General features: G+C 58.2%; 15 protein-coding genes. 14 read left to right on the top strand and 1 reads right to left on the bottom strand.

The window, feature by feature from the left end:
- The first annotated feature begins 10 nt into the window (after positions 1 to 10).
- Both flgK and flgL read left to right on the top strand, forming a co-directional pair.
- Positions 11 to 2,050: a flagellar hook-associated protein FlgK gene (flgK, locus tag IEY47_RS01430; protein WP_188981354.1), complete on the top strand. Its 2,040-nt coding sequence runs from the start codon at positions 11 to 13 to the stop codon at positions 2,048 to 2,050.
- A gap of 10 nt (positions 2,051 to 2,060) precedes the next feature.
- Positions 2,061 to 3,299: a flagellar hook-associated protein FlgL gene (gene flgL, locus IEY47_RS01425; RefSeq protein ID WP_188981353.1), complete on the top strand. Its 1,239-nt coding sequence runs from the start codon at positions 2,061 to 2,063 to the stop codon at positions 3,297 to 3,299.
- 253 nt (positions 3,300 to 3,552) lie between these two features.
- Here the strand turns inward: flgL and IEY47_RS01420 are convergent, their stop codons facing one another.
- Complete coding sequence (locus IEY47_RS01420; RefSeq protein ID WP_188981352.1) at positions 3,553 to 4,095, bottom strand: REP-associated tyrosine transposase; 543 nt, start codon at positions 4,093 to 4,095, stop codon at positions 3,553 to 3,555.
- 539 nt (positions 4,096 to 4,634) lie between these two features.
- Between IEY47_RS01420 and IEY47_RS01415 the strand changes: the two genes are divergently transcribed.
- The 12 genes from IEY47_RS01415 to fliE all read left to right on the top strand — a co-directional run bounded on the left by IEY47_RS01415 (position 4,635) and on the right by fliE (position 17,725).
- Complete coding sequence (locus tag IEY47_RS01415) at positions 4,635 to 5,834, top strand: flagellin (protein WP_188981351.1); 1,200 nt, start codon at positions 4,635 to 4,637, stop codon at positions 5,832 to 5,834.
- Positions 5,835 to 5,909: 75 nt separating this feature from the next.
- Positions 5,910 to 6,281, top strand: a complete 372-nt coding sequence (locus IEY47_RS01410; RefSeq protein WP_188981350.1) for a flagellar protein FlaG — start codon at positions 5,910 to 5,912, stop codon at positions 6,279 to 6,281.
- Positions 6,282 to 6,352: 71 nt separating this feature from the next.
- On the top strand, positions 6,353 to 7,807 hold the full coding sequence (fliD, locus tag IEY47_RS01405) for a flagellar filament capping protein FliD (protein ID WP_188981349.1): 1,455 nt from the start codon (positions 6,353 to 6,355) through the stop codon (positions 7,805 to 7,807).
- Positions 7,808 to 7,888: 81 nt separating this feature from the next.
- Positions 7,889 to 8,269 (top strand): flagellar export chaperone FliS, encoded by a 381-nt coding sequence (fliS, locus tag IEY47_RS01400; RefSeq protein WP_188981348.1) that lies wholly within the window; start codon positions 7,889 to 7,891, stop codon positions 8,267 to 8,269.
- A gap of 17 nt (positions 8,270 to 8,286) precedes the next feature.
- Positions 8,287 to 8,604 carry a flagellar protein FliT gene (gene fliT, locus IEY47_RS01395; protein ID WP_188981347.1) on the top strand — a complete coding sequence of 106 codons (318 nt, stop codon included), beginning with the start codon at positions 8,287 to 8,289 and terminating at the stop codon, positions 8,602 to 8,604.
- 680 nt (positions 8,605 to 9,284) lie between these two features.
- Positions 9,285 to 10,250, top strand: a complete 966-nt coding sequence (locus IEY47_RS01390; protein WP_188981346.1) for a tripartite tricarboxylate transporter substrate binding protein — start codon at positions 9,285 to 9,287, stop codon at positions 10,248 to 10,250.
- Positions 10,251 to 10,306: 56 nt separating this feature from the next.
- Positions 10,307 to 10,804 (top strand): tripartite tricarboxylate transporter TctB family protein, encoded by a 498-nt coding sequence (locus IEY47_RS01385; RefSeq protein ID WP_188981345.1) that lies wholly within the window; start codon positions 10,307 to 10,309, stop codon positions 10,802 to 10,804.
- 13 nt (positions 10,805 to 10,817) lie between these two features.
- Positions 10,818 to 12,317, top strand: a complete 1,500-nt coding sequence (locus IEY47_RS01380; protein WP_188981344.1) for a tripartite tricarboxylate transporter permease — start codon at positions 10,818 to 10,820, stop codon at positions 12,315 to 12,317.
- Between the two features lie 417 nt (positions 12,318 to 12,734).
- Positions 12,735 to 14,225: a sigma-54 dependent transcriptional regulator gene (locus IEY47_RS01375; RefSeq protein ID WP_188981343.1), complete on the top strand. Its 1,491-nt coding sequence runs from the start codon at positions 12,735 to 12,737 to the stop codon at positions 14,223 to 14,225.
- A gap of 253 nt (positions 14,226 to 14,478) precedes the next feature.
- A complete protein-coding gene (locus IEY47_RS01370) occupies positions 14,479 to 15,666 on the top strand; it encodes a sensor histidine kinase (protein WP_188981342.1) in 1,188 nt (395 codons plus the stop codon).
- A gap of 3 nt (positions 15,667 to 15,669) precedes the next feature.
- Positions 15,670 to 17,055, top strand: a complete 1,386-nt coding sequence (locus tag IEY47_RS01365; protein WP_188981341.1) for a sigma-54-dependent transcriptional regulator — start codon at positions 15,670 to 15,672, stop codon at positions 17,053 to 17,055.
- A gap of 334 nt (positions 17,056 to 17,389) precedes the next feature.
- Positions 17,390 to 17,725, top strand: a complete 336-nt coding sequence (gene fliE, locus IEY47_RS01360) for a flagellar hook-basal body complex protein FliE (RefSeq protein ID WP_188981340.1) — start codon at positions 17,390 to 17,392, stop codon at positions 17,723 to 17,725.
- Positions 17,726 to 17,739 lie beyond the last annotated feature (14 nt).

The raw sequence follows: 17,739 nt of genomic DNA, 5'->3' as shown, positions 1-17,739 counted from the left end.
GGGCTGAGCCATGGCTGACTTGCTTTCCATCGGGTTGTCCGGCCTGCGCACCACGCAGACGTCGCTGACGGTCACCGGCCACAACATTGCCAACATTAATACCCCCGGCTATTCGCGCCAGGAAGCGGTGTCGCAGACCAACATCGCCCAGTTTACTGGTGCTGGTTATATCGGCTCTGGTAGCCAAACCGTTGATGTTCGTCGTCTGGCAAGCGACTTCCTGACCAGCCAGCTGCGCACGGCCAACAGCCAGAACGCCGAGCTGCAAGCGTTTAAAAGCCAGATCTCGCAGCTGGATGGTTTGCTTTCCGACGCCACCACCGGCATCACGCCTGCACTGCAAAAGTTTTTCGCGACCTTGCAGACCGCTAGCCAAGATCCTTCGTCGATCCCGGCGCGTGAGGCTGTGCTCGCTCAGGCGTCTGGTCTTTCGCAGTCGTTCAATACGCTTTACGACCAACTCGACAAGCAGAACACGCTGATCAATCAGCAGCTCGGCGCGTTGACGGGGCAGGTCAATTCGCTCGCGCAGTCGGTAGGGGATCTCAACAGCGCCATCGCCCGCACCAAGGCCGCGGGCGCGGACCCGAACGATCTGATCGATCAACGCGATCAGGCCATCAAGCAGCTGTCGGGCATGATCGGCATCCAGGTCGTGAACCAGGACGCCGGCCAGGTGAACCTGTTCATCGGTTCCGGACAGCCACTGGTGGTAGGCACTTCGGTGTCTCAGCTGTCTGCGGTGGCCGGCGCGGATGATCCCTCGCGCTTCCAGATCATGCTCACCAATGGCGGCACTTCGCAGAACGTTACCAATCAGGTATCAGGCGGAGAGATGGGTGGCCTCCTGGCGTACCGTGATACCGCGCTGGATCAGGCTTACAACACCCTCGGTCAGCTGGCGCTCACCATTTCCGATACGGTGAACAAGCAGCTGGGGCAGGGGTTGGACCTGGCGGGGAATGCGGGGAAATCGCTATTTAAGGATATTAACGATCCGCAAAGTGCGGCGTTGCGCGTGATCGGTCGCTCGGGTAACACCAGCGCCGTCTCGGGTGCGCTGAATATCGACAACACGAGCACGCTGACCAACAGCGACTACCGATTGTCTTTCGACGGTACGAATTACACCGCCCGTCGGGTGAGCGATAACACCGAAATGACGGTGAGTGCGAGTGGTACGCCACCAACGCTGCGCTTTACCGATCCGTCAACCGGTGCTGACCAGGGCTTCAGTCTGAGCCTGAGCGGTACACCCAATAGCGGTGACGTTTTTACTTTGCAGCCAACAAGGCGGGGTGCGTCGCTGATCGATAACACCGCGATTGATGCCAGCCAGCTGGCGTTCGCTGGCGCAACCAAAGCGACCACGGGTTACAAGAACGCGTCGGGTGTCGACGTTGCCAACCGCGGCAGCGGCGTCGTCGGGCAGCCGAACATGACGGAGGGCAGTTCGCCGATAGACGTCACGGCGCTCAAAGCATCGCTTCCTCTTGACCTGACTGCCAACGTGACCGCTGACGGCTACACGATGGATCTGCCGGCGGGATGGAGCTACGTGGACAAAGACGGCGCGGCCATTACGCCTGCGCCAACCTTCAAGGCTGGCGAACAAAGCACGGTGCGCATCCAGAATGACGCCGGTCAGCGCTTCGAATTCACGCTCAGTGGTACGCCGCAACAAGGCGATCGTTTCGGTATCTCGTTCAACGCAGGGGGCGTTTCCGATAACCGCAATGCCCAGAACCTGGTCGGCCTGCAAACCAAACCTACCATTGGCGGGTTTGGCACGACGGGTGCTACGTATACCCAGTCGTACGGCGGTTTGGTGGAGCGCGTCGGCTCATTGACGGCGCAGGTGCGGACGAATTCTGCTGCGAGCGAGGCCGTACTCAAGCAGGCCCAGGACAACCGGGACTCCTTATCAGCCGTCAACCTCGACGAAGAAGCGGCCAAGCTCATCCAGTTTCAGCAGTACTACAGCGCCTCGGCCCAGGTGATTCAAGTTGCGCGGTCCTTGTTCGATACCCTGATCGGCGCGTTCCGCTGAGGATTAAGTCATGCGAATTTCTACCGTTCAGGCATTCAACAACGGCGTGGCCGGCCTGCAGAACAACTATTCCAACGTCACGCGGACGCAGGAAGAGATCAGCACGGGCAAGAAAATCCTCACCCCGGCCGACGATCCCGTTGCCTCCGTGCGCCTGCTGCAACTCGGCCAGGAAGAAGCCCTCAACGCGCAGTACAAAACCGGCATGACCGCGGCGAAGAACGCGCTGTCGTCGGAAGACGTCATTCTCAGTTCCATCACCGGCAACGTGCTCCAACGCATCAAGGAGATCGCCGTACAGGCAGGCAACGGCGCGTTGGATTCGAACGACCGCGCTGCACTCGCGACCGAGCTCAAGCAGCGCGAAGATGAGTTGTTGAACCTGCTGAACAGCAAGGACGCCAACGGCAAGTATTTGTTTTCCGGTTCGATGGGGGATACCCAGCCGTTCATGCGCAATGCGGATGGCACCTACAGCTATCAGGGCGATGAAGGCCAGCGCAATGTGCAGATCGCAAGCAGCACCTTCTTGCCGGTGAGTGACAGCGGCAAGGCGATTTTCGAGAACATCGAGAACGTCAATCGAGTGAAGACGACTCAGAGTACGTTGCCCGACAGCACGGCGCGTATCTCGACAGCGTTGGTGACTGATAAGGCTGCCTACGACCAAAAGTTTCCTGCGCCGAACGACTACCAGATGTCGATCGTCTTCACGAGCGCGCAGAACTACGAAATTCGTAATGCAGCTGGCGATGTCAGAGGCACCGGATCGGTCGATACAGACAGCACCACGACCGATGTCGTCAAATTCGGTGGTATCGAAATGCGCTTGGACGGAACGCCGCAGGCCGGGGATACATTTACGTTTGCGACAGACCGGCAGTCCGAAAACAAGAGCTTGCTCAACGTCGTTTCCGACTTGCGCAAGGCGCTCGAAACGGGTGGTGACACACCGGAAAGCGGATTAGTCATTCGCGATCAGACAGCCATCGCCTTGAGCAACCTGGAAAAGGTCAGCGCCAAGATTCTCAGCGTCCAAGGTCAGGTGGGTGCACGTCTCAACACCATCGATACAACCGAAACGTTCATTGATGACGTCAGTTTGGTGAACAAGTCGGTGAAGTCAGAGTTGGAAGACCTGGATTACGCCGAGGCCTTGTCACGCATGGCACTCCAGTCCACCGTCCTGCAGGCTGCGCAGCAGAGTTACGTGAAGATCAACAGCCTCAGCCTCTTCAATTACTTGTAAGCCCAAACCGCTACCATCCGGAAATCGAAGGCACGCGATGCGCCCGCAGTACGCCGACCCCGTAGGGCGGGTGCAACCCGCGGCTTACGTGTTGGCCTTAACGCTGGAACATGCGGGTTATCACCCGCGCTACTGGGCAAACTCCAGTGTTCATAGCTTGATTTTGGCCATCTGTAGGGCGGGTAAAACCCGCGGCTTTTCTACGCCGGATCGGATACAGAAATGCTGGTTACCGCGCGCTGAACAAGCCGACCTACTCCCTTTTCGCATCCACCGTTTGCTCACCGCCGCCCCAACCTTCGGCGTAGACGCCCTCGCGCACATAACGGCGAAACGTCGACCAAGGCCAATCGCGAACGCGATCCGCATACCCGTGCTTCACCGGGTTGCCATGCAGATAATCCAGATGCTCCCGCATATCGCGTTCATCCCTGATCAAATGCTCCCAATACCGGTGCTGCCACAACGTGCCATGGCCTTTGTTCGCTCTGTAAGACGTTAATCGATCGGGCTGCACGTAGCGTTCACCGCATTGACGCGTGACATGGGCTTTAATGCGCCGCCAACGATCCGCGAAGTCTGCATCATCAGGCGGCAAGGTCCAGATAGCGTGCATGTGGTCGGGCATCAATACCCATCCCTCAATACGAAATGGTCGCTCTTTGCGAACGAGGGTTATCGCATCTCGCAGAGCATGGCGTACGTCGACGTTCGTGAGTATCGGTTGGCGACCCTCCGTGACCACCGTAAAAAAGTACGTTCCACCGGGGACCCGAACGCGTCGATAGCGGGGCATCGTGCAATCCTTTGCGTGTGTATGGGCAGAGAGAATGCCGTCCTTGCCGGGGCGCCGCCCGCGTTCAGTTCACGGCTTCGAGAAAAAACGTGCGTTGCCGTAGGGCGGGTAAAACCCGCGGCTTTGTGTTCGGCGGGAGATTAGGGCGTGCGGGTTATCACCCGCGCTACGGGGTTGGCGGTTTTATGGGGTATTCGGAGCGAAAGCTGTCTGTAGGGCGGGTGGAACCCGCGGCCTTTGTTTGGCGGAAGATTGGGGCATGCGGGTTATCACCCGCGCTACTAAAGTTTTTGAAAACGCCTCCGATAAGTTAGGTAACAGCGCCGTTTGCGGTGGCTGGGAAGTAGCGGTGTGTAAGTTGCGTGAGCGATTTACAAGCGAAAGATGGGCAAAGCGGAAAATTTTGAAATCCAGCCCTAAAGCTTTCTGTCAAGGCGCCGATACAAATCTCGAATGCGAACTTCATGGGTGCCTGGGCAATGTCCCTCCCCGAGGTCGCAAGCTCAGGCAAACATTACCGTCCTTCGGAGGACAACATCATGGCTCTTACCGTAAACACCAACGTTGCTTCCCTGAACACTCAGCGCAACCTGAACAACTCTTCTGCTTCTCTGAATACTTCGCTGCAAAAGCTTTCTACAGGCAGCCGTATCAACAGTGCCAAGGATGACGCAGCGGGCCTGCAGATCGCCAACCGTCTGACCAGCCAGGTCAACGGCCTTGGTGTTGCGGTGAAGAACGCCAACGATGGTATCTCGCTCGCCCAAACTGCTGAAGGCGCTCTGCAGCAGTCCACCAACATCCTGCAGCGTATGCGTGACCTGTCTCTGCAGTCGGCTAACGGTTCTAACAGTGATTCAGAGCGTACTGCCCTGAACTCCGAAGTTAACCAGCTGAAGCAAGAACTTGACCGTATCAGCAACACCACTACGTTCGGTGGCCGCAAACTTCTGGATGGCTCTTTCGGTACTACCAGCTTCCAAGTAGGTTCTGCTGCTAACGAAATCATCAGCGTAGGTGTCGACTCGGCTGCTGCTGACTCGCTGAAGGGTAACTACTTCAAAACCGAATTCACTGAAGCCACTGCTGCGGATGGTGTGAAAGCAGGTTCGGGTACGATCGAAGTTACCTTGGACGACGACACTACGAAGACCATCGACGTAACGTTCAAAGATGGCGACAGCGTCGACATGGCGAACGAGCGTATTGCCGCTGCGTTGAACGATGCCAACCTGGGCTTCAGCGTCCAGAAAGACAAAGAAGGCGCGTACCAGATCATCTCCAAGTCGAATGGCAAAAGTGGCGATGACATGGCTGCTGCGGTCAAGTCCATTGGCGCATTCACTGCTGGCGACAATGACCCAGGTGTTACCTTCGCAGCGATTACCATGGGCACCGACGCGGTTGATGCCACCGATAACGCGAACAACGTCAAAGGTATCGACATCAGCAACGCAGCTGGCGCGCAATCCGCTGTTCTGGTTATCGACGACGCTATCAAACAGATCGACTCGCAGCGCGCTGACCTCGGTGCGGTTCAAAACCGCTTCGACAACACCATCGCCAACCTGCAGAACATCAGCGAGAACGTATCGGCTGCTAAAGGCCGCATCACTGACACCGACTTCGCCGCTGAAACGGCCAACATGACCAAGAACCAAGTGCTGCAACAGGCAGGCACTGCGATCCTGGCTCAGGCCAACCAGTTGCCACAGTCTGTTCTCAGCTTGCTGCGTTAATCGGTACGAAGCTAGTGTGACTCACGGGGGGAAGCGTTCGCGCTTCGCCCCGTTCTTCGTTGAGAGGTCAAAACCATGGACATCACGTCAATCAATCAGCAAGGTCCGATCCCTGCTGGTCGTCTGTCGAGCAGAGAAGGTGCGGTTTCCGAGCGTCGTCCGCAGCCTGCTACGCCGCTGGCGACGAGTACGCCCACGCCTGCCGAAGATGTTCGAGACTCATCTACAAGTGAATTGGAAGAGGTGGTCTCCAATGTCGAGGCCTTCACCCAGAGCATTCGCCGTGATTTGAAATTCTCCCTGGATGACGACAGCGGCAAGGTCGTCGTCAAGGTGACGGACTCCAGCACCGGCGAAGTCATTCGCCAGATGCCGTCCGAGGAAGCGCTCAAATTGGCGCAGCGGTTACAGGAAGCACGCAGCTTGCTGTTTCAAGCAAAAGCATAACCAGACGGCACGCGTTTTGTATAAGTCCCCATACTGGGCTGAGCTGTCAATGAACTGACGAGGTTTACGTCATGGCTGTTACTACGATTAGTGGATTCAACTCGGGGCTGGATATCAGCGGCATCGTTACGGCGATGGTAAACGCGGAAAAAGCGCCGAAGGCCGACCAGTTGTCGAAGTTGCAGACCAAGACGACCGCGCAGATCTCGGGTCTCGGTTCGCTGAAATCGGGCATCGCAAACCTGCAGACGGTGATGAAGGATCTGAACAGCGCAAAATTGTTTCAGGGCCGCACCGCTACGTCTTCGGATAGCACGCTCGTATCCGCTACGGCGTCGACAACCGCTGCGCAGGGCAGCTACAAGCTTTCTGTTACCAGCCTCGCAACGGCGAGTTCGGTTGCGTCCGCTCCTCTCGACAAGGAAAACACCTTTGCCGCCGGCGGCTCACTCACCATCAGCCTTGGCGGCGATGCACTCAAGACCGTCTCCCTGCGAACGGATAAAGCGTCTTCGCTCAGTGATGTTAGTGCGGCGATCAATGCTCAGCTCAAGGATGAAGGCATCACGGCTACGGTCGTGACCGATCCGTCGACCAATCAGTCTCGCTTGATGCTGACGTCTAGCAAGATGGGTGATGGCAAGGATATTACGTTAGCCGGCGCAGGAGATCTGGCGAAGCTGGATGTCGCCGCCAGGCCTGAGGGCAGCACGAGCAACATCGCGTCCAACGGCGCCCAGTACATCTCCATGGCGTCCAATGCTAAGTTCAGCATCAATGGGCTTGAATTGCAGAGTGCGAGCAACACGGTAGATAACGCAATTGAAGGCGTAACGCTCACCCTTACCGCGCCGACGACGGTAACTACAACAGTTAACGGCGCGTCGACCACGACGGACAAGCCGATTACGCTGACTGTCGCGGAAGACAAGGCAGGCGTGAAGACGAACATTAAGAAGTTCGTCGATGCGTACAACAGCCTGATCACCACTACCAGCACACAAACGCAGGTCACCAAGGTGGGTGATGACAAATCACCTATTGCGGGTGCGCTTGTAGGCGATTCGGGTGTTCGCCAATTGCTTTCAACGATGCGCACCGAATTGGGCAATGCCCAGCCTGGTGGTGATGGAAGCGTCCGCATCTTGGCCGATCTCGGAATCACCACGGGTAAAGACGGCAAGCTCGTCATCGATGATACGAAGCTGACCAAAGCGCTTGATACGAATTTCGAAGGCGTAGCGGGGTTCTTCACCGGCGACAACGGCCTCATGAGCCGAATGAACAGCAAGCTCGATGTCTACACCCAAACGGGCGGCATTCTCGAAACGCGGATCAGTGGCCTGAACGGCACGATCAAGTCCATCGACAAGCAGAACGAAGCACTTACGTTGCGTATGGATAGGCTGCAGACGCGGCTGCTGGCCCAGTTCAACGCGATGGATTCGCTCGTGGGGCAGATGAGCTCTACCAGCAACAGCCTAGCGGGTGCGTTGGCGAGCCTGCCAGGTGTCGTAGGGTCTTGATTTCGCTGATTCGGCCTCAAGTTTTCACATTGTGAGCCGTTAACTTAAGTATCTGAAATCACTCCATTGCGAGCCCCAGTCATGAATGCTTTCAAAGCCATGCGCCAGTACCAAAACGTGAACCACCAGGCCAAGGCATTGGAAGCCAGCCCGCATCAGCTCATTCAAATGTTGTTCGACGGTGGCCTTACGCGCGTTGCGCAGGCTCGTGGTGCTATCGAGCGCGGTTGGGTGGCTGAGAAGGGTGAATTGATTGGTAAAGCCATCGGCATTGTCGGTGGTCTACGCGCGGCGCTGGATTTGGAGAAGGGCGGCGATATCGCTCAAAACCTCTACAGCCTGTACGAGTACATGACCGGCAAGCTCACCGAAGCCAACCTGAACGATGACGTGGCCTGCCTCGACGAAGTCGCTACCCTGCTGCGTGAAATCAAGTCCGGCTGGGACGCGATTGCGCCCTGAGTTCCAGGAGCCCGCTGATGAATACTGCTATGAAAGAAACCGCTGTCGAACGCCTTGGCTCCATTCGTAATGAACTGGCGGTCGCGTTGATTCAGCAGGATTGGGAAAAGATCTCGGTACTGGATTTGGATTGCCGCATGCTGGTCGATTTGGCGATGGCTGAGGCGGTAGAGAAGGGCGAAGAGCAGCTGCTGCGTGCGAACTTGGAAAGCCTGCTCGAGCTTTATGCACTAGCGGTGAACACCTGCAAGAAACATCGCGACGAGGCCGGTGCGGAGTTGGGTAATCTTAATCGCGCGCGTCAGAATGCCAAGGTGTATCAGCTGTTCGGTTGAGCGCTTCCTAAGATACTTTCTTCGCGGGTTGCACCCGCCCTACGGGGTGTGGTGCAACCCGCTTTTTTGTGCTTGGGAATAAAACGTGCGGCTGAATCGCCCAGGCGTAGGCCCGCGTAGGATGGGTGAACCGCGCGGCTTTTTACGTTTCGACGGAGATCCGAGTATGCGGGTTGTCACCCGCGCTACGGTGACGCGGATGTCGTAGGGCGAGTGCAACCCGCGGATTCATAGAGTGCTCGACTCGCAACACTTTTAAATCTAAGCGAAAGATCTATCGATCTTGTCAGACAAGTTCTCGCCGCTTTCAAGCCTTCGTCAGTGAAGCGCGCCAAGGATTCCGCGGCCTAGAGCCTCCCCGATCGTTATTTTCCAATACGAAGGGTTGCGCGCGCCGAATTGTTCCTCTAGCTTGTCGTATGACAGCGCAATCATATCCACTCCTACAATAACAATCCGGAGTCCTTATGCCTGATGCGATCTCTCGTCGCTTGTACCCTATGACGACCTCATTTCCGTCCATTTACCTCAGTACGTTCCGCTGCCCGCCACATCGTGATGCCGATGTCACGACTGCCGTTGGACGCACTGACGTTTCCGTATTCCCGTTCTGATTCCCATATACGTCCGGCATTGGCCAGGGCGAGCTGTTTGCTATCGACAATAACAAGGAGAACGACATGCACCTCTCACCCCTCCGCACATTGATGAAAGCCCTGATGTTGACCACGGCCATCGCTGCACCGGTTGCGGCACAGGCGGTCGATTATCCGAGTAAGCCGGTTCAAGTGGTGTTGCCGATCGCGCCGGGTGGCGATACCGACGTCAACGCGCGCCTGTTTAACAAATACCTGGAGAAAGAGCTGGGGCAATCGCTCGCGGTCGTCAATGTGGATGGGGGCGGCGGCACCATCGGCATGCGGCGGGTGATGTCGGCCAAACCGGATGGCTACACGGCGCTGTTCTTCCATGGCGAAGGCATGGTGCCGAAGCTTGCCGGGCTGGTGGATTTTGGATTGGACGCGTTCCAGATGGTCGCCGTGGCGCTGGTGGATAACACCACGGTGCTTGTGACGCATAAAGACGCGCCCTACAAGACGATGAAGGAGATGGTCGAATACGCCAAGGCCAATCCGGGTGACGTCGAATTCGGCATGTTGACGGGCGGCTATCCGCACCTCGTGGGTGCCGCACTGGAGCAGCAGCTCGGCGCTGAATTTACGCTCGTCGATGTGGGCGGTAATGCGGCGAAGATCGTCGCGCTGCGTGGCCACAAGATTGGGTTGGCGAACCTTCAATACGGTATTTCCAAGGACTACTTCACGTCCGGCGATTTCATCAACCTTGGGTTGCTCTCGCCTGAGCGTAATCCGCTGATTCCGGATGTGCCGACTACTGCGGAGCAGGGCTATCCGCTGGAACTCAACAAGTTCTTCTACTTCGCCATGCCGAAAGGCACGCCCGCGGACGTCGTGCAGACCTTTTCGGCAGCCGTGAAGAAGGTGGTCGAGAACCCGGAATATCAAGCTGAGGCCAGCAAGTTCTATTTGACCCCAACCTATATGGGGCCTGACGAGGCCACGCAGTACGCGAACAAACAGTACCAGGCGCTCGAGCAGTACAAAGCGCTGTTCACGGCCAACTGATTCGATCGTGCCCGTGGCTGCGTCGGCGGCCACGGCGGCGTGTGGGAGGGGTTCTCATGATGCTTTCGAAAGGGGCTCAGCGCCTCGATGTCCTGACCGGCGTCATTTCGCTCGGGCTTTCAGCATTGTTGTTCTGGGCCAGTCTGGACGTGAAGGACTTCGGTTCCATCGGCGTCGGTGCGTCCTTCGTACCCAAGCTCACTGCAGTGTTATTTCTGCTCGTGGGACTTGCGTTGATCGGCGGTGCATTCGCGGCCAGCAAGACCTCGGACGTACCTGCGGACGCAAAGCCAGAAGGTGAGCAGACCACGGGCGGAATCGGCGCCGTAGCGCTGAGCGTGGTGTTGATGGCGGGCTACGTGGCTGCACTCGACGCGGTTGGTTTCATGATTTCGTCGGTCGTCTACGTCTTTCTGCAGATACTCATTCTGTGCAAACAGCACCGGCGGCGTTATCTGATGTTTGCGCTCACCTCGGTAGTGCCAGCCGTCGCGCTCTACTACCTCTTCGTGGACGTATTCGATATTAGCCTGCCGGCAGGCGTGCTGGGTTAAGGAGATGTAGCTCATGTTGCTCGAGGGCATTCTTTCCGTACTCAACCTGCAAACGCTGCTGCTGATCACGGGCGGCACGTTGTTGGGGATCATCATTGGCTCCATTCCGGGGCTCACTGTCACGATGGGCGTTGCGCTGTTCCTGCCGGTGACGTTTGCCATGTCGCCGGTAGACGGCCTTTCCCTGTTGATGGGGCTCTACATCGGTGGAACCTCCGGCGGGTTGATCTCGGCGGTTTTGCTAAAAATCCCGGGGACGCCATCTTCCGTTGCCACGACCTTCGACGGTCACCCGATGGCTGAACGAGGGGAGGCGGGCAAGGCGTTGTCGGTCTCCATCATCTGCTCGTTTCTCGGCGGGATGTTCAGTTTGCTGGTGCTGTTCTTCGTGGCACCGAAGCTTGCCGAAGTCGCGGTGCAGTTCGGTCCTTACGAATATTTCGCCATTGCGTTGTTTTCCCTCACCCTCGTGGCTGGCTTGAGTGGAGATTCTTTGGCGCGTGGGCTGGTGGCCGCAGGCCTTGGACTGACCGTCGCGTTCGTTGGGATGGCGCCGATCACCGCATTCCCGCGTTTCACCTTTGGTTGGAGCGAACTGGATGCCGGCATCTCGTTGTTGCCCGCGTTGATCGGGCTGTTCGCGGTTTCCCAGGTGCTGGAGGCCGCCGAGTCGCGCAAGGTCGAGAAGCCGATGAAGACCGTGGGTTTCAACCTGCGGCAGATGGGGTTCTCAATCAGGGCAGGGGCCTCGCACGCGTTGAATTGGCTGCGCTCGTCGGTCATTGGAACCGGGATCGGCATTCTGCCAGGGCTCGGCGGAGCGGTGTGCAACATTCTGGCTTACGGCGCGGCGAAGAAGTATTCGAAGCACCCGGAGAAATTTGGCACCGGCATTACCGACGGTCTGGTGGCGAGCGAATCCTCCAATAACGCGTCGACGGGCGGCGCGCTCGTACCGCTCATGACGCTGGGAATTCCGGGCGACAACACTGCGGCTATCCTGCTGGCGGGTTTCATGATCCACGGCATCACGCCGGGGCCGATGCTGTTCGAGACTCAAGGTGTGCTGGTCTACGGCATCTTCACGGCGCTGGTGATCGCGAATGTGGTGATGGTCTTAGGACTTTTTGGCTTCATGCGCGGCTTCGTCCGTGTGCTGTCGGTGCCTAAGCACATCTTGTTGCCCGTGGTGATGATGCTTTGCGTCATCGGAGCGTACGGGATCAACAACCGTCTGTTCGACGTGGGTTGCATGCTGGCATTCGGGGTACTTGGTTGGCTGATGAAGAAGGCTAACCTGCCGACAACGCCGTTGCTGCTTGGCTTCATTCTTGGGCCGATCATCGAGACCAACTTGCGTCGTGGGCTAATGAGTAGTCGGGGTGATTTCTTGCCGTTCCTGACCGAGCCGATTTCAGGGCTGACACTGTTAGCGGCCTTTGCGGTAGTGGCGGTGACCGCGTATCGCGCAATTCGGCCTTCGCAAAAGGCATCGCTGCTTCCTAGTGGCTGAATGGCGGCGATCGAGGCGTGATTGGATGCCCCTTGATCGCGGCATGCGGGTTGCCACCCGCGCTACTAGCGCTGCTACGGGCTTTTGTAGGGCGGGTAGAACCCGCGGCTTTTGCGATTGAGCAGATATTGCGGAATGCGGGTTATCACCCGCGCTACGTGAGCCGCGGGCTTTTGTAGGGCCGGAAAAACCGCGTGCTTTTGTCCGGGTAGATGAACACATGGCGGGCTTGCGCTAATCCAGCAATTCGAATAGCACCTAGCAATCGCGCATTGCTATTCCATCCAGCCATCTGCTGTCGCAACTTTTCCCGCCATAAATTTGACTCGGCTCACATTTTTGACTTAACTGCGCACTGGATGCTGCGATGCTTGACGCGTCGCATCGACTTCATGGAACGGGCGCAGAATCAAGACGATGTGGCGTGAAACCAAGCTTCTACTGATCGATGACAATCAGGAGCGCCGTCGTGATTTGACGGTCATCCTGCAGTTCTTGGGCGAAGATCACATTGCGTGCGACAGCGGCAACTGGAGAAGCACGGCTGATGGCCTGTCTTCAAGCCGCGAAGTGCGTTGCGTGATGCTGGGCGATGTTGCCGACAAGGGCGGCGCCCTCGAGGTGGCCAAGGCTGTCGGCGACTGGGACGAGTTTATTCCCTTGCTGTTGCTGGGTGACCAGCAAGCAACGGATTGGCCGATCGAGATCCGCCGTCACGTGCTGGCCACATTGGCCACGCCTTTCAGCTACAACCAGGTCATCGACTCGATGCACCGCGCCCAGGTTTATCGCGAAATGTACGACCAAGCGCGCGATCGCGAGCGTGGTCGTCAGCGCGAGCCTGAACTCTTTCGCAGCCTCGTCGGCACCAGCCGCGCCATTCAGGGTGTGCGCAAGATGATGCAGCAGGTGGCGGATACCGAGGCCAGTGTGCTGATCCTTGGTGAGTCCGGCACTGGTAAGGAAGTCGTTGCACGTAACCTGCACTACCACTCCAAGCGCCGCGAAGGGCCTTTCGTGCCCGTCAACTGCGGTGCGATCCCACCTGACTTGCTGGAAAGCGAGCTGTTCGGCCATGAGAAGGGCGCGTTCACCGGCGCGATCACCAGCCGGGCAGGGCGCTTCGAGCTTGCCAACGGCGGTACGCTGTTCCTCGACGAAATCGGTGACATGCCGTTGCCGATGCAGGTGAAGCTGCTGCGCGTGCTGCAGGAACGCACCTATGAGCGGATTGGCAGCAACAAGACCCAGACCGCCGATGTGCGGATCATCGCGGCGACGCACAAGGATCTAGAGAAGATGATTTCCGACGGGTCCTTCCGCGAGGATCTGTTCTATCGACTCAACGTGTTCCCCATCGACATGGCGCCTCTGCGCGATCGTGCCGAGGACATCCCGCTGCTGCTCAATGAACTTATTTCCCGCATGGAGCACGAGAAGCGCGGCTCCATCCGTTTCAACTCCTCCGCCATCATGTCGCTGTGCCAACACGACTGGCCGGGTAACGTGCGTGAGTTGGCGAACCTCGTCGAGCGGCTGGCAATCATGCATCCGTATGGTGTGATCGGCGTGGGCGAATTGCCGATGAAGTTTCGCTACGTCGAAGACGATGTCGAGCATCTGGCAAGCAGCCTTAGCGAAGAACTCAACGAGCGCGCGGCAATCAGCGACGAAGTGTTTTCCAGCAGCACGATTTCCGCGAACGGCGCACTGCTACCACCGGAAGGGCTGGACCTCAAAGATTACCTTGGCAACCTCGAGCAAACGCTGATCCAGCAGGCGCTGGACGATGCCGGGGGCGTCGTTGCTCGCGCTGCCGAGCGTTTGCGGATTCGCCGTACGACGCTGGTTGAGAAGATGCGCAAGTACGGCATGAGCCGGCAGAGCGATGAGGATGAGGCGGAGTAGCCTCTACGCGAGGAGTGGAGGCAACTGGTGCGCGGGTTCCACGTGTAGGGCGGGTGAAGCCTGCAACTTCTCACTCTTTAAGGAGCGCGCGGGTTGCACCCGCCCTACAAGCGCCACATGGCAGGATTCTGACTGGGTGATGTTGGTTAAATATTAAGTATTTGATCTATATAGATTTATCAGCCTAGGCACATACATTGCTTTATGTCTCGCAAACGGCGTTTCACTGACGCCTATCCATTGAGACGAATGCATGACTTCTTCATCAGCCCGTCGTACCGATCACGCGCTTGCCCAGGCTGCTGCCGCGCAGCCGTCTGCGGAGTTCATGGCGCAGATCACCACGCAGCTGGGTGATTCCTACGGTTTGCTCGAGGCGCGCTTTAGCGAGCTGCAAGGCGAGCTGGCGCACGTCAGCGCGCAGCGGATGCAGGAGTTGGCGGAGAAGGAGCGGCTGGCCAATCGGCTACAAAGCCTGCTCGACGTGCTACCTGGCGGCGTGGTCGTGATCGATGGGCGCGGTGTGGTCCGTGAGGCGAATCCGGTTGCCCGGCAATTGCTGGGCGATGCCATCCTTGATGAGCTCTGGCGCGATGTGATCGCGCGCAACTTCGCGCCGCGCCGTGACGACGGCCATGAAATTTCGTTGCGTAACGGCCGCAGGCTTTCGATTGCCACGCGCTCCCTGCAAGGCGAGCCTGGACAGCTGATTCTGCTGACGGATCTGACCGAAACCCGTTTATTGCAGGATCAATTGGCCCGGCATGAGCGCTTGTCGGCGCTGGGTCGCATGGTGGCGTCGCTGGCGCATCAGGTACGCACGCCATTGGCGTCGGCAATGTTGTACGCCAGTCATCTGGCGGAGCGTGCATTGCCGCTGGAACAACAGCAGCGCTTTGCAACAAGTATCAAGGAGCGGCTGCACGAACTGGAACAGCAGGTTCGGGACATGCTGCTTTTTGCGCGCGGTGAGTTGCCGCTGCAGGATCGGCTGTCGCCGGCTGAAATCTTCACTGCACTGCGTTCGGCGGCCGATTCACACGTGGTAGGGCTGAACCTGCGCTGGCAGTGCGATGCGCGTGACGGTGAACTCCGTTGCAGCCGCGATACGCTGGTCGGCGCGGTAATGAACCTCATCCATAACGCCGTGCAGGCCGCCGGCCCGCAAGCGGGTTACAAGGTCCATCTATATGTGCGCGACGCGAAGCTCATGGTTGCGGTGAGCGATAACGGACCGGGCATCGACGCGCAAACGCTGGCTCGCTTGGGCGAGCCGTTCTTCACTACCAAGGCGACTGGGACTGGGCTGGGACTGTCGGTCGTAAAGTCCGTTGCCCGCGCGCACGGCGGTGAACTGCATCTGATGTCCCGCCCAGGATTTGGTACCTGCGCGCGGCTGAGCCTGCCGCTGATCAACCCTCACTCGCCTGTTCAGGAGTAAGTGATGTCTACTCGGATTCTGCTCGTCGAAGACGATCGCACCCTGCGTCAGGCGCTGGAAGATACGTTGCTGCTGGAGGGGTACGAATGCACGGCGGTTGGCTCGGCCGAGGACGCACTGGTCGAGCTTGGTCGGGCATCGTTTGGCCTCGTCATCAGCGATGTGAACATGCCGGGAATGGACGGGCATCAGCTGCTGCGGGCCATTCGTAACGGCCATCCGCAATTGCCCGTACTGCTGATGACGGCGCATGGTGCGATCGAGCGCGCGGTGGATGCGATACGCCAGGGCGCGGCTGATTATCTGGTCAAACCGTTCGAACCGCGGGCGTTGATGGCTTTGGTAGCACGGCACGCGCTGGGTCGGCTGGATGCGGGCGATACCGAAGGGCCGGTGGCCGTGGAAGTCGCGAGTAAGCAACTTTTGGAATTGGCGTCCCGCGTGGCGCGTAGTGATTCGACGGTGTTGATCTCCGGTGAGTCGGGCAGCGGTAAGGAAGTGTTGGCGCGTTATATCCATCGACATTCGCCGCGTTGGAAGGGACCTTTCATCGCGATCAACTGCGCGGCGATCCCGGACAACATGCTCGAGGCAACTCTGTTCGGCCATGAGAAGGGGGCGTTCACCGGCGCGGTGGCGGCGCAGCCTGGCAAGTTCGAGTTGGCTAACGGCGGGACGATCCTGCTGGATGAGATTTCGGAAATGCCGCTCGGGTTGCAGGCGAAGTTGTTGCGCGTGTTGCAAGAGCGCGAGGTGGAAAGGGTTGGCGCGCGTAAGCCGATCGAATTGGATATCCGCGTGCTGGCGACAACCAACCGTGAACTGCAGGCTGAAGTTTCGGCGGGTCGTTTCCGAGAGGATTTGTTCTACCGGCTATCCGTGTTCCCGCTGGCGTGGCGACCACTGCGGGATCGACCCGCCGACATTCTGCCGATGGCCGAGCGGCTGCTGGCCAAACACGTCAAAAAAATGAATACCTCGCCTGTGCGACTTTCTACTGACGCGTGTGACGCACTGCTGGGGCATGCCTGGCCGGGAAATGTGCGAGAGCTGGATAACGCAATACAGCGTGCATTGATCTTGCAGCAGAGTGGCGTGATTCAGCCGCATGACTTGTGTTTGACGATGCCGATTGGGTTGGCGCCGATGTCGGTTGCTGCGCCGGCAAGGCCGGTGTTGGTGGCTTCGAGTGAAGAGCCGGCGTCGGGGCTTGGGGAAGACCTGCGACGCCGGGAGTTCGAGGTCATCATCGATACCCTGAAAGCGGAGCGCGGGCGACGTAAAGAGGCGGCAGAGCGCCTGGGGATAAGCGCCAGGACGTTGCGCTACAAGCTTGCGCAGATGCGCGATGCGGGGATGGATGTGGATGCGTACTTATGTGCATCGTGATGCGCTCTTCTGTAGGGAAGGTGGGAGCGGAAATCTGCTTTAGACGGGAAACACGGATGGTGAGTCTGGAATAGCTATCGCGGCTAAAGCCGCCCCTACAGCATCCTGTATGCGCGGGGTTGCACCCGCCCTACAGATGATTTGACGCGTGCTGAAGTCGTTTTCGACCAACGTCTAGGTAATTTCGATAATTTATAACCCATTGATCCAGAAAGATATTTCCCCTCCCTAGCGCGTCCGGAACGCGCTTCTTCCACTTGGCATCCCCCTTGCAAATACCCTTGTAGCGAAAGCCGAAGCGTCAAAAAAGCGCGGCTACGAAAGGGTTGGGAAGATGAGCCAAGGTATCGAATTCAATCGCTTGATGTTGGAAATGCGCTCCATGCAGATGGATGCGATGGCGCGTGCCAAGCCGGCACCTGCGACATCGGTCCAGGAAGCAGGCGCTCCCAGCTTCGCCGATATGCTCGGTCAGGCAGTTGGCAAGGTGGCCGACGTTCAGAGCCAGGCTTCCTCTCTCGCCAACGCTTTCGAAATGGGTACCCAGGGCGTCGACATCACCGACGTGATGATCGCCTCTCAGAAAGCAAGCGTTTCAATGACGGCCATGACCCAGGTGCGCAACAAGCTGGTTCAGGCTTACCAAGACATCATGCAGATGCCGGTTTAAGGCGAGGATAGATC

This window comes from Pseudomonas matsuisoli (assembly GCF_014647635.1).
Classification (GTDB): Bacteria; Pseudomonadota; Gammaproteobacteria; order Pseudomonadales; family Pseudomonadaceae; genus Pseudomonas_P; species Pseudomonas_P matsuisoli.
Note: the sequence above shows the minus strand (reverse complement) of the source record. Positions and strands in the feature narration are given on the sequence as shown.

What these genes read in the sequence shown, in the direction of transcription:
- IEY47_RS01415 (WP_188981351.1), top strand. Translation starts at nt 4,635, where the DNA reads ATGGCTCTTACCGTAAACACCAACGTTGCTTCCCTGAACACTCAGCGC.
- fliS (WP_188981348.1), top strand. Translation starts at nt 7,889, where the DNA reads ATGAATGCTTTCAAAGCCATGCGCCAGTACCAAAACGTGAACCACCAG.
- IEY47_RS01390 (WP_188981346.1), top strand. Translation starts at nt 9,285, where the DNA reads ATGCACCTCTCACCCCTCCGCACATTGATGAAAGCCCTGATGTTGACC.
- fliT (WP_188981347.1), top strand. Translation starts at nt 8,287, where the DNA reads ATGAATACTGCTATGAAAGAAACCGCTGTCGAACGCCTTGGCTCCATT.
- flgK (WP_188981354.1), top strand. Translation starts at nt 11, where the DNA reads ATGGCTGACTTGCTTTCCATCGGGTTGTCCGGCCTGCGCACCACGCAG.
- IEY47_RS01380 (WP_188981344.1), top strand. Translation starts at nt 10,818, where the DNA reads ATGTTGCTCGAGGGCATTCTTTCCGTACTCAACCTGCAAACGCTGCTG.
- IEY47_RS01375 (WP_188981343.1), top strand. Translation starts at nt 12,735, where the DNA reads ATGTGGCGTGAAACCAAGCTTCTACTGATCGATGACAATCAGGAGCGC.
- IEY47_RS01410 (WP_188981350.1), top strand. Translation starts at nt 5,910, where the DNA reads ATGGACATCACGTCAATCAATCAGCAAGGTCCGATCCCTGCTGGTCGT.
- flgL (WP_188981353.1), top strand. Translation starts at nt 2,061, where the DNA reads ATGCGAATTTCTACCGTTCAGGCATTCAACAACGGCGTGGCCGGCCTG.
- IEY47_RS01365 (WP_188981341.1), top strand. Translation starts at nt 15,670, where the DNA reads ATGTCTACTCGGATTCTGCTCGTCGAAGACGATCGCACCCTGCGTCAG.
- IEY47_RS01385 (WP_188981345.1), top strand. Translation starts at nt 10,307, where the DNA reads ATGATGCTTTCGAAAGGGGCTCAGCGCCTCGATGTCCTGACCGGCGTC.
- IEY47_RS01370 (WP_188981342.1), top strand. Translation starts at nt 14,479, where the DNA reads ATGACTTCTTCATCAGCCCGTCGTACCGATCACGCGCTTGCCCAGGCT.
- IEY47_RS01420 (WP_188981352.1), bottom strand. Translation starts at nt 4,095, where the DNA reads ATGCCCCGCTATCGACGCGTTCGGGTCCCCGGTGGAACGTACTTTTTT.
- fliE (WP_188981340.1), top strand. Translation starts at nt 17,390, where the DNA reads ATGAGCCAAGGTATCGAATTCAATCGCTTGATGTTGGAAATGCGCTCC.
- fliD (WP_188981349.1), top strand. Translation starts at nt 6,353, where the DNA reads ATGGCTGTTACTACGATTAGTGGATTCAACTCGGGGCTGGATATCAGC.